Source organism: Methylobacterium guangdongense, assembly GCF_038442355.1.
In the GTDB taxonomy this organism is placed as follows: domain Bacteria; phylum Pseudomonadota; class Alphaproteobacteria; order Rhizobiales; family Beijerinckiaceae; genus Methylobacterium; species Methylobacterium guangdongense.
On record NZ_JBBXMX010000046.1, the window covers coordinates 1 to 10,019 of the forward strand.

A 10,019-nucleotide genomic window follows, 5' to 3' on the forward strand; every position below is an offset into this window, starting at 1 on the left:
GGTCAGCGACTCGCACGACTTTCGGCGCAGCGAGATGGTCGTGAGGGACTTGGAACGCGAGTTCCAGATCGCGCCAGACCGGTCCTCACATCTCACCGATCCGGCCGTATCGCCACCGCTCGCGGGCCGCCCCACGCACGGCGAGCGGGTGCAGGCCGAGCGCACCGGCGTGCTCGTTACCAAGGTCCGCCTGCAACAGCTTGTCCAAGCGGCGCTGGGTACCGGGTGTACGCTCACAGATTTCTGCCGTGGGCTCGAAGTCCTCGGCGTTCAAGTTCGTCTAAATCTCGCATCAACAGGCACAATCTCAGGAATAAGTTTTTGCCTCGACGGAATAGCCATGAAGGGCTCGTCACTCGGCAAAGGATTTACTTGGAGATCACTAGAAAAAAGGGGATTACGTTATGGCAAGGACACCGACGCCGAAACAGCCCGCCGCCACGCCGGAGCCGCACGACCCGAAGATCCTGCTACTCCTGCAGGACATCCGGAGGGACGTGGACACCCTCCTCGGCCGGACGCAGCGGACCGAGACCATCGCGGGCCAGATAGCGAACCGGATAGCGGACTTCGAGAAGCGGCTGGACGATCGGCTGACGGCCCGCATGGCGATGGTGCAGCTCAAGCTCATCTCCACGATCGAGAGGGCCATGAAGGTCAGCAACGAGCTGACAGCCGAGATCCGGCAGGCCGGAACCGAGGCGCGCCAGGAGATGGCCCGGACCTCACGGATGGCGCACGCGCTGATGGAGCGGGTGGAGACCGCCGCCTATCACCGAATGGGCGAGATGCGGGACACGGCGACAAGAATCGCCTCTACGGCTCAGACATCCATGACCAAGACCATCGAGGAGGTCCAGCGGGAGGCCTTGGTCCTCATGCACGGCATGCGGAACGCGGCGGTAGGAGCCGTGGGCAGGCTCGGAGCGGACACGACATCCATGATTGCGCAAGCCGAGGCGAAGGCGATCAACGCGATCGAGAAAGCCGAGGCGACCGCCAAGACCAGCATCGCGAACACCGCGCTCAACGCACAGGACGGGTTCGCGACAGCCACGCAGGACGCCAAGGCCCTGGCAGAGCTGAACGTGGCGTCGATGAGGACTTTCGAGACCTGCATGGCGGACCTGAAGCGGGTCGGGAAGTGGCTGAGCGCGGCGTTGGAGCGGCGTACGTGGCAGATCTCGCGGGCGACCGGCTGGCACACGGCGGTGAGCATGGGCCTAGGGGTCGCGCTCTATCACGGCGTAGTGTGGATCCTGAGCACGTACCACTGACCGCCGAGACAGCCTTCAGGGCGGCGAGGTTGCGCAACCGTGGCGACCGTGCCGCCCGCGATCTCGCTGCCGTCCTGGCGGTCCTGCGCCTCGGCTATACGGCTCGCCAGGTGCAAGCCGCTTGGGTCCACGTAGAGCCCGCCATGCGGGAAGCCGTCACCTACATGCGAACGATCATCGCCAGGGCGCGAGCCCTCCTGCGGTGGGAATCGGAGCCGTCACCGGGGAAGGCCCCGCCCCACCCGTGACATCGCCACCCGCGCGGATTCTGAATATGGCGGGTCGTCACCGCGACCCTGCCGCTCCGGCAGCTCCTTGAACGGTTCGGCATCCACAACTTGCCTCTGTGGATCTCCCTTATCCGTGGGGCGAACGTCACTGCACCCTATACCGCCGAACAGCGCCGGGGCCGCGGATCGTCCCCCCCGCCGCAGCCATTGCAGCCACTCCCGGCTGATGATCCTGAGGACGTTGGGGTCTGATTTCCGCCCCTGGTACCGGCGCTCCTGGATGGTCAGCAGGCCGTCGCCCTCAGCCAGTCGGATGGCGGCCTGAGCCCATCGCCGGCACACACCGGCCCGCGCCGCGATGGCGTCGATGCACAGCCCGCAGGCGCCGTTCCGGGCCATCTCGTCGCCTACGATCCGCAGGACCGCGAGCTGCCCGGTGGTGAACCGGCTTGCCAGCGCGGGCGGCATCGGACCGGAACAGGCAAGTCGGCGGCGGCGCTCGATCGCCACGGAGCGCTCAGGAGCCCGCTGGAGACGCTTGGGTGGGAACAGCGTCACTCGGCCAATCGGAATACCGACGGGCACTACGGCCTCGCGGATCGCGCTCCTGCGGTCGTGCAGCAGTTCAGCAAGGCGCTGCGCCTCGGCGTCGGTCACGGTCGCGGCGGCATGGGCCTGCCAGATCTGGCGCGACAGATGATCGAACTGCGCGAGTGTCGTCGCGCCGCCGATCGCGGCCGACATGGTGGTGTGAAACATCAAACCCGGTCCCTCACGGGCCGCGGTAGGGTCCAGGCAAGCCTTACCTGTTGCCGGAACAGCGGTTCCAGCTTGACTCCCGATGGGGTCACGTGGCTTGTGAGGGGCAGCAGTGCCGGGTTTCTCACAAGCCCAGGTTTTCGACGGCTCTCCGTTTGGCGACGGGGAGCCGTTGGCTTTTCAGGGTCTATCTCGCGGCGCTGATCTCTCCTGATGCCGGCTCACGACTCGCCAGGGCGAACGCAACCGGAATGGTCCATGTCGACCGGGCGGCATAGCTAAGTCAACGTGCGCTGTTGTGAGACCTAACGCCGAGATACCTCGGGGAGAACCGGCAGCGCGGCGGCCAGAGGTTGGCATGAACCTCTGCGTGACGAAGTAGCTAATGCCGCTGACTTCCCCCACTCCGGCAAATTTGCCCGAGAGCCAGTCTCATAAGCAGCCGACTTGAGGCGGAGTGCCCTCAATCAACCTGGCATTGTAGGGCTCGGCGATAGCCCTTAGTGTCGATCAATGCCCGACAGCTCCCTCTTCACCCTCCTCCACATCAGCGATTTTCATTTCTCGAAGCGCCGACAACGCGAGCAAGGTATCGTTGTCGATGCTTTGATAAAAGATCTGAAGACTTTGTGTATTGGTCACCGTAAGCCAGATCTAATTATGTTTACTGGTGATTTAGTACAGGCAGCTGGCATTGATGGACATGATGAAGCGTACGATTTTCTGATAGATAGAGTTTCCAAAGCAACTGGCTGCAGTGATGAACGTATATTTATTGCAGCCGGCAACCATGACCTATCTTGGTCTGGCTTGGAAAAGCACGCAGATGCAACTCATGAATGGCGAAAAATCATCGGTAATAGTAACGAGACTGAAAAATTCAATGAACTTCACGAAGCCAATGCGTTTGACGCGGCGGTAAACGATAAATTTGCAAATTATCTTGAGCTTGAGCGGTATCTTTGTAGTGGCGAAAGAACAAAAGGCCGAAAGCTCCATAATTCTTTTGTGGCGGTCGATTACATACCATCAATAAATGTCGACATAGTCGTCTTTAACACTGCAGTTTTGTCCGCAGGTGGACATAAATCTTTTGAAGAAGACTCCGGAAAATTAGTTGTTCCTGAGTACGCAGTAATGGAAGCTATGGGAGCTCTGACCCCCGGGTCGCTTCGTATCTTTGTAACACACCACCCATTTGCATGGCTTAGTGAAAGATCTAGTAGATATCTAGAAGGTGAGATAAGTCGCAACGCACATCTGCATCTATTTGGGCATATGCATGATCCTCAACCAAAACGTATCATTGGGTTGAAAGGTGACGTTATCGCTGACCAAGCTGGCGCGATATATTCTTCCAGAACAAATTACTATAATGGATATGCGCTTATCACATTAGATAGAGGCGAAAAATATGTTGAGACCTTAGTTCGTTCTTATTTCAAAGATCGAAACGAATTTGACGATGGTATTGATGTAGTGGAGGGCGGGCGTTGGTACTCGTCCCAGGACGCACGTCAGCATTTTCGCAAAATTGCAACGCCAGTGGATGAAGAGATATTTCGAAAACATCTCTCCGGCGCCGCACTTGAGGCTCTGCTCGCGCGTGAGAAAACTGAAGATGATGACGAGGACATACACACTCGCTTCGTCGCTCCCCCAATGCGGCGTACTTTTATAGACGATGCAGTAGGTGACGAAGCGAAGGTCGAAATAGAAACTGCTATCCCATTCAAAGATATTATAAATGGTGATAGCAACCTAATAGTTTATGCCAGAGCTGAATATGGACGAACTACCATTTTGAAGGAAATTAGATACCAGATTTTACAAAACTCTGCGGAATTAAAATTTCCAAGACTGCCAATGATGATCGATTTTGGAGATATTTCGATCAGTCCTGATAATATGCTGAGGAAAATAAAATCAGGTTCAGAGCTTCCGCCAGATGGAAATGACGTCGAGTCGCTTCTAAAACTTAGTTATGCTTGCGTTCTCATAGACGATGTTCAATTTAGTGATATTCGTCGTATGAGAATATTGCGTGAGTTCGTCGCGCGTTTCCCAAAAGTTCGATACGTACTTTCTAGCCCATTGTGGTCAGCTACTAAAATGGGAGCATGCATCGACCCTGAGATGCCTGTCAGGTTCGATTTTATCGAGATTAGAGAGTTAAGGCGCAATGATATGCGTCAATTGCTCGCTAAAGACGAGCGCTGCACTGACGTAGAAACATGGCTTGATCGCTTACAGGAAGAATTTAAAGAAATAAATCTGCCTTTTACTGCTGCAAACGGTTCTATATTAATTGAGATATTGTCGGAAAAATACAATTTCTCTCCAATAAATCGCTCCGTCTTGATGGAGCAGTTCGTCGACTCAGTTTTGAGAAAGGCATCTATAGATCAGAGCCGACGTGAAACTTTCGATTATACAAATAAGACTGACCTTCTATCTCATCTTGCTGCTTGGATGGCTCGAGAAGAAGATTACGTTCCAACAAAAGAAGCCATACGCGCCGAAATGAAATCTTATATTGACGCGAGAGGTTTATATGTAAATTTGGATGAGTTGCTATCTGAATTTTTGGCTGCGCGTATATTTGTTTCTAAAATAGAAGGTCGCTTAAGTTTTAGGTATAGAGGTGTTCTCGAGTATTTTATTGCTCTTAGAATGACCGTCGATGTCGAATTCAAGAACTGGGTAATAGCTGACGAGCGGTATCTTAGCTATGTAAACGAAATTCAGTACTACGCAGGAAAGCTCAGAAACGACACGCAGCTTGTTGAATTAATTTCTGAACGTCATAAGGCCATATTGAATGATGCGCTTTCAGATATTGGCGATATCGATCTTGCTCAGCTTGATAATCTTCCCATTCCTTTTGACCAAAAAACCGATGGTGTCGATCAAGTTGTAGAGGACATAGCACAACCTCCGCTTACGCAGCAGGAAAAAGACGAAGAACTTGATCTAGATTTACCGGCTGATGGCGATGATCGTCAGGAAATGTATCGACCAAAAGTCGATAAAAATAGTGACAGGGTAACGCTTTCGCTTCTGCTTTATTCCGGCCTTGTGAAGAATATGGAGCTGATACCTGACGCGGATAAGCGCAGGCATCTCTCTACCATTTGGCGAGGATGGTCAGTGCTTCTGATCGCAGCCCTGCGCTTTGCTCCTAAGCTTGCAAGAGAACGTAAGGTTCGCATCAATGGAGCATTGTATGAGGTACAAGCCCCTCATGGCATGAGCGATGCGACGCTGTTACGTCAGATGATGGTTCAACTTCCTTATGTGCATGTTAGAATGATTTCTAACTCTCTCGGAACTGAGAAATTAGAACGACAACTGACTGAACCTACCTTGTCAGAACGTAATGAACCGAAGATTTTTGATTTTTTCAGGACATGTCTTATCGCAGATTTGAGACTTTCTTCGACGCCTCAGGCTATTAGAAATCTTGCGTCCCGACTTAGAGATAACAAGTATTTACTTTGGTCGCTTATAGTCGATATAGCTCATCTTCGCCGATTAGACCGTCTTAAGGAGGATCATTTTTCGGCATTGGAAGACACACTTGCTACTGCTGTTGCCGATCTTAGGGGTGGAACACGCCAGATTAAGATCGACAATAAAAGAAAACAGATTGCTCGACTAAAGCGCGAAAGGCTTTTGCTTAAGATGAAGAAAGATAATGAGATATAATGTATGTAATGCAGCGCTGAACATCAAGGTAGAGCTATAAATATCGATTACATCTGATCGCAAGATCGGTCTGCGTAACGCCTTCATACGTGGGTATGATCATGCAACGCATTGAGGCGTCACGCCATGTCCGAGACGACCCGTCCCCTTGTCGCCTACCTCCGGGTCTCGACCGACCGCCAAGGCAAAAGCGGTCTCGGCTTAGACTCGCAGCGGGCGGCCCTCGCCGCCTTCGCATCGGCCCACGGCTATACTCTCACAGCCGAACACGTTGAGGTGGAGACCGGCAAGGGGGCCGACGCCCTTGATCGCCGTCCGCAACTCGCCGCAGCCCTTGCTGCTGCCCGTAAGGCCAAGTGCGCGGTGGTGGTCGCGAAGCTGGATCGGCTGTCACGTGACGTGGCATTCATCGCCGGCCTGATCGCGCAGCGAGTGCCGTTCGTGGTCGCCGAACTGGGCGAGGACGTGGACCCCTTCGTCCTGCATATGTACGCAGCCCTCGCCGAGAAGGAGCGGGCAATGATCTCGGCTCGCACGAAGGCCGCTCTCGCCGCTAAGAAGGCGCAGGGCGTACGGCTCGGCAACCGGACGAACCTCGCCGAGGCCAGCAAGGCAGGGCAAGAGGCCAACGCACGTGCCGCCGCTGCCTTCGCTGCGAACGTGCTGCCGGTGATCGCCAACATCCAGGCGGCCGGCGTATCGAGTCTGAGGGCCGTAGCAGCCGCCCTCAACGAGCGGGGCGTGACCACGGCTCGCGGCGGCGAATGGTCCGCATCTCAGGTCCAGCGCGTTCTAGGACGGGCAGGGTAGGCCGAGCCGAGACTGGTAGGAGGGAACCCCATGAAGGTGACGCTGATCGTTGTTCCACCGGGTGGCGGCGAGGCCGAATACACCTTGGATTTCGAACTGCCGGCCGTGCCGCGCGAGGGCGAGTACATTACGGTTGCTCGGGATGACGCTCTGGCAGATCCAAAGCCCGATCCGCAGGATGGCAGCATCGGCATCTACGAGTGCTTTTACGTCCGCCGCGCATGGTGGGACCTGCGCTACCCGAACTCGGCGCCCTACGCGAAGGGCGAGGGCCAGGGCCCCGTTGGATCAGCCTACATGATCGCCGTCGAGGCCGAGACCGCACGCGGCCCGCACATGACGGGGAGCCATCGACGGTCCTGCGAGATCTATGAGCGTCGGGGCCTGCCGGTCCGCACCTTCGACAACTCGGCCTACTGAACGCCGGCGTTCCCCATTGCCTTATCCATCGATATCGCTCTATCGCTCTTTATCGACAAATCGGTATGGAGCGATGGCGCGATGCGGGTTCTCACGATGGCGGCGCAGAAGGGCGGCGCCGGCAAGACCACGCTGGCCGCCTCCCTCGCCGTAGCCGCCGCCAAGGCCGGCGAGATCGTCGTTTCCGTTGACCTGGATCCGCAGGGCAGTTTGCGAGAGTGGAGCGAGCGCCGCGAGGCCAAGGACATCATCTACCAGCCGGTCGAGGCGGCCGGCCTTGCCGACTTGGTCCGCCGCCTGCGGGCGCACGGCAAGACCACGCTCGTGGTGATCGACACGGCCGGCGTTATCGGCCCCGAGGTCACGGTGGCCCTTCAGCAGGCCGACCTTGCCCTGTTGCCAGTTCGGCCAAGCCTGCTGGACCTGACCGCCACACGCCGGACAGCCGAACGCCTCGACATCCTGAAGCGCCCCTATGCCTTCGTGCTGAACCAAGTCCAAGCGTCGGCCTTCGCGCGGGTCGAGGATGCGGCCGAGGCCCTAGTGGAAATTGGTCCTCTCTACCCCGGCTCAATCGCGCTGCGAACCGATCATCTCGACGCGATGACCCTTGGGCTTGGCGTGACGGAGTGGCGGCCAAAGGCGCCGGCGGCCGAGGAGATCGCCGAGCTGTGGGCATGGGTGAAATCGAAGCTGGAGGAGAAGGCTTGATGGCGGCACCAAAGATGACGGCGGCCATGCGCAAGGAGCGGCTGGCCGACGTATCGGCAAAGAGAGAAAGCGATATATCGATAAATCGCGATGAAGCCATAGCGCCATCGCGCGATATCGAGGTGTCGCCAGAGCCCGCCCCTGCGGCCACCGCTAAGACGCTTCCGAAGGTCACGTTGTACGCGCACCAGGACGTGCTCAAGGCCTTGCGGATGGTCGCGGTGCAGGACGGGGTACAGGCTCAGGAGATCCTACGCCGGGCCGTCCGGGACTACCTCGCCACCCGAGGCCACACTTTCACCGACCTGACCACAGGTCGCTGACCCTCCCGGCCCGGCCGCTCGCGCAGTTGGTTCAAGTGGCAAATCCTGCCGCTTGCTCGCCGAGCCCGGCCGGGCCTCACAACAGCCGTCCCGGCCCCTTCGGAGTGTGGTCCAACGATGCGCTTTCGGTGCCGTCGTCGCCGCCCTCGGCGTCATCCGCCTTACCGATCTCGGCTTTGGACACGAGCTCGAATGCGGCAGGCAGCTTGAGTTCTTCGAGGGCCTTGATCTTGGTGTCTGCGCTCTTGAGGCGCGCCCGCATCGCGTTGTTCTCGACGAGGAGCTTGGCCGCCTCCTTACCCTGTACCGCGGCTACCTGCTCGGCCCAATCCTGAGCCTTCTCTGCCTCTAACTGCTGATCGCGGGCGTGCGCGACCGCGGCCGAAATATCGGCCGGCAGGGGGTCTGGATCCAGATCCGGGAACGGCACGAAGGCCGGGATGGGCGTCACGAATGTCAGGATTCCGGCAGCGACCAGCGTGCAGATGAGGGACAGGAAGGCGGGGGTCATGGCGAGCTCCAACGGAGGTTACGTCGTGCGACACGCCTATCGCGGTCATATTCGCTGCCATCCCACAAGAGACCTCAAGGCCTCAAATCGCCGTTAGAACGGCCATGAGGCATGAGGGTCACGTATCTCGCAGCAGTCTGACAACATGTCGCAGTTGTGCGGCTTGTGGGGGCTATGCGGACACCGGCGAATCCGCAACAAAATCACGAGACATCTTCTTTGGCCGCAGGCTGGCGGGAGCGAAAGCTCACCTAATAGCCTCCGAGCGAGCGATGTCGCTTGCGTAGTACGTAGCGCGTGAGTTCAGGCCATGCCCAGCCATACGGCTGGGCAAAGGGCAACTCGCTACGCTCGTCACCCCGGAGGACGGTGTGCGAAAGCAGGATCAAGCCAAGCGGAAGGCAATCCGCAGGCAGGGCGAAGCCGCTCAGACGAGGCGCGAACCGCTTCGAACCAAGCGCATCAATCTGGACGTGAGCGAGGCCGAATGGAGGGCCATCGCTACCCGAGCCCAAGCGGTTCGGATGGCCCTGCGCGCCTTCATCCGGGAAGCAGCGCTGCGGCGTGCCTCAGCGTCGAACGTCGTCGTGCCGCCCTCGGCGGCCGAACTCGACGCCGCAGCCGTCCTGACGGCCGTGGCGGGGGATCTGGCCCAACTCGCTGAAGCCGCCGCCGCCGGCATCATCACCGGCGTCCTACCCGATCTCCTGCACCAGCTTCACGACGCTGCGCACCTTCTCGGCCTGCGCATCATCGGGGCGGCACCCGATGCGTCATGATCGCCCTCAGCACCAAGATCGAGCAGTTCGAACGGGTGATCGCCTACGACCTCGGGGCGAGGGATCATCAGGGTCGCGAGCGACCGAGGGTCGTGCTGTTGCACGCTACCCTGCCCGGCCGGTCGCCGCAGGAAATCGCAAGATCGTTCGAGAGGCTTCGATCGTTGCGCCCACGCCTGACCAAGGCAGGATTGCGTACCATCCTGTCTTTCCGGCCGGATGCGGCCGTACCCTCGGACGAGACAGCGCGCGCCGTTGCCATCGCGTGGGCCGTCCGCCAGGGATTCCAAGATTTTACGGTGGTGAGGCACGACGACCGCCACCTTCATATCTGCTCATCGCGCGTCAGGCGCGACGGGACCGTGGTCAGCGACTCGCACGACTTTCGGCGCAGCGAGATGGTCGTGAGGGACTTGGAACGCGAGTTCCAGATCGCGCCAGACCGGTCCTCACATCTCACCGATCCGGCCGTATCGCCACCGCTCGCGGGC

The 10,019-nt window shown here is 58.1% G+C and carries 11 protein-coding genes; 8 read left to right on the plus strand and 3 right to left on the minus strand.

The window, feature by feature from the left end; genetic code table 11:
• Nucleotides 1-85: 85 nt before the first annotated feature.
• Nucleotides 86-274: a hypothetical protein gene (locus tag AAHG09_RS31255; RefSeq protein ID WP_342112175.1), complete on the minus strand. Its 189-nt coding sequence runs from the start codon at nt 272-274 to the stop codon at nt 86-88.
• Between the two features lie 130 nt (nt 275-404).
• Between AAHG09_RS31255 and AAHG09_RS31260 the strand changes: the two genes are divergently transcribed.
• Nucleotides 405-1,277 (plus strand): hypothetical protein, encoded by an 873-nt coding sequence (locus tag AAHG09_RS31260; RefSeq protein WP_342112177.1) that lies wholly within the window; start codon nt 405-407, stop codon nt 1,275-1,277.
• A gap of 218 nt (nt 1,278-1,495) precedes the next feature.
• Here AAHG09_RS31260 and AAHG09_RS31265 read toward each other — a convergent pair whose 3' ends face one another.
• Nucleotides 1,496-2,266 carry a hypothetical protein gene (locus AAHG09_RS31265; protein WP_342112179.1) on the minus strand — a complete coding sequence of 257 codons (771 nt, stop codon included), beginning with the start codon at nt 2,264-2,266 and terminating at the stop codon, nt 1,496-1,498.
• A 513-nt stretch (nt 2,267-2,779) separates the two neighbouring features.
• Between AAHG09_RS31265 and AAHG09_RS31270 the strand changes: the two genes are divergently transcribed.
• From AAHG09_RS31270 to AAHG09_RS31290, 5 genes are all read left to right on the plus strand, one after another.
• Nucleotides 2,780-5,974 (plus strand): metallophosphoesterase, encoded by a 3,195-nt coding sequence (locus tag AAHG09_RS31270; protein ID WP_342112182.1) that lies wholly within the window; start codon nt 2,780-2,782, stop codon nt 5,972-5,974.
• Nucleotides 5,975-6,100: 126 nt separating this feature from the next.
• A complete protein-coding gene (locus AAHG09_RS31275; RefSeq protein WP_342112184.1) occupies nt 6,101-6,784 on the plus strand; it encodes a recombinase family protein in 684 nt (227 codons plus the stop codon).
• Nucleotides 6,785-6,814: 30 nt separating this feature from the next.
• Entirely contained in the window at nt 6,815-7,204 is a 390-nt protein-coding gene (locus AAHG09_RS31280; RefSeq protein ID WP_342112185.1) for a hypothetical protein, read from the plus strand.
• Between the two features lie 81 nt (nt 7,205-7,285).
• On the plus strand, nt 7,286-7,915 hold the full coding sequence (locus AAHG09_RS31285) for a nucleotide-binding protein (protein ID WP_342112187.1): 630 nt from the start codon (nt 7,286-7,288) through the stop codon (nt 7,913-7,915).
• On the plus strand, nt 7,915-8,238 hold the full coding sequence (locus AAHG09_RS31290) for a hypothetical protein (RefSeq protein WP_342112188.1): 324 nt from the start codon (nt 7,915-7,917) through the stop codon (nt 8,236-8,238). Before AAHG09_RS31285 ends, AAHG09_RS31290 begins: the two co-directional genes overlap by 1 nt.
• A gap of 76 nt (nt 8,239-8,314) precedes the next feature.
• On the opposite strand, the gene AAHG09_RS31295 is transcribed toward AAHG09_RS31290, so the two are convergent.
• Nucleotides 8,315-8,749: a hypothetical protein gene (locus AAHG09_RS31295; RefSeq protein ID WP_342112189.1), complete on the minus strand. Its 435-nt coding sequence runs from the start codon at nt 8,747-8,749 to the stop codon at nt 8,315-8,317.
• A gap of 371 nt (nt 8,750-9,120) precedes the next feature.
• Here AAHG09_RS31295 and AAHG09_RS32030 point away from each other — a divergent pair, with 371 nt between their 5' ends.
• Both AAHG09_RS32030 and AAHG09_RS31305 read left to right on the plus strand, forming a co-directional pair.
• The gene (locus AAHG09_RS32030) at nt 9,121-9,528 is read left to right on the plus strand and encodes a plasmid mobilization protein (protein ID WP_412760117.1); all 408 of its coding nucleotides are present in this window, start codon (nt 9,121-9,123) and stop codon (nt 9,526-9,528) included.
• Nucleotides 9,525-10,019, plus strand: a 495-nt coding sequence (locus tag AAHG09_RS31305) for a relaxase/mobilization nuclease domain-containing protein (RefSeq protein ID WP_342112191.1), incomplete at its 3' end; no start/stop codon positions are given. The genes AAHG09_RS32030 and AAHG09_RS31305, both read left to right, overlap by 4 nt.

Excerpts from the sequence above, each read along its gene's own strand:
- AAHG09_RS31260 (WP_342112177.1), top strand. The coding sequence starts at position 405 with ATGGCAAGGACACCGACGCCGAAACAGCCCGCCGCCACGCCGGAGCCG.
- AAHG09_RS31265 (WP_342112179.1), bottom strand. The coding sequence starts at position 2,266 with ATGTTTCACACCACCATGTCGGCCGCGATCGGCGGCGCGACGACACTC.
- AAHG09_RS31270 (WP_342112182.1), top strand. The coding sequence starts at position 2,780 with ATGCCCGACAGCTCCCTCTTCACCCTCCTCCACATCAGCGATTTTCAT.
- AAHG09_RS31275 (WP_342112184.1), top strand. The coding sequence starts at position 6,101 with ATGTCCGAGACGACCCGTCCCCTTGTCGCCTACCTCCGGGTCTCGACC.
- AAHG09_RS31280 (WP_342112185.1), top strand. The coding sequence starts at position 6,815 with ATGAAGGTGACGCTGATCGTTGTTCCACCGGGTGGCGGCGAGGCCGAA.
- AAHG09_RS31285 (WP_342112187.1), top strand. The coding sequence starts at position 7,286 with ATGCGGGTTCTCACGATGGCGGCGCAGAAGGGCGGCGCCGGCAAGACC.
- AAHG09_RS31290 (WP_342112188.1), top strand. The coding sequence starts at position 7,915 with ATGGCGGCACCAAAGATGACGGCGGCCATGCGCAAGGAGCGGCTGGCC.
- AAHG09_RS31295 (WP_342112189.1), bottom strand. The coding sequence starts at position 8,749 with ATGACCCCCGCCTTCCTGTCCCTCATCTGCACGCTGGTCGCTGCCGGA.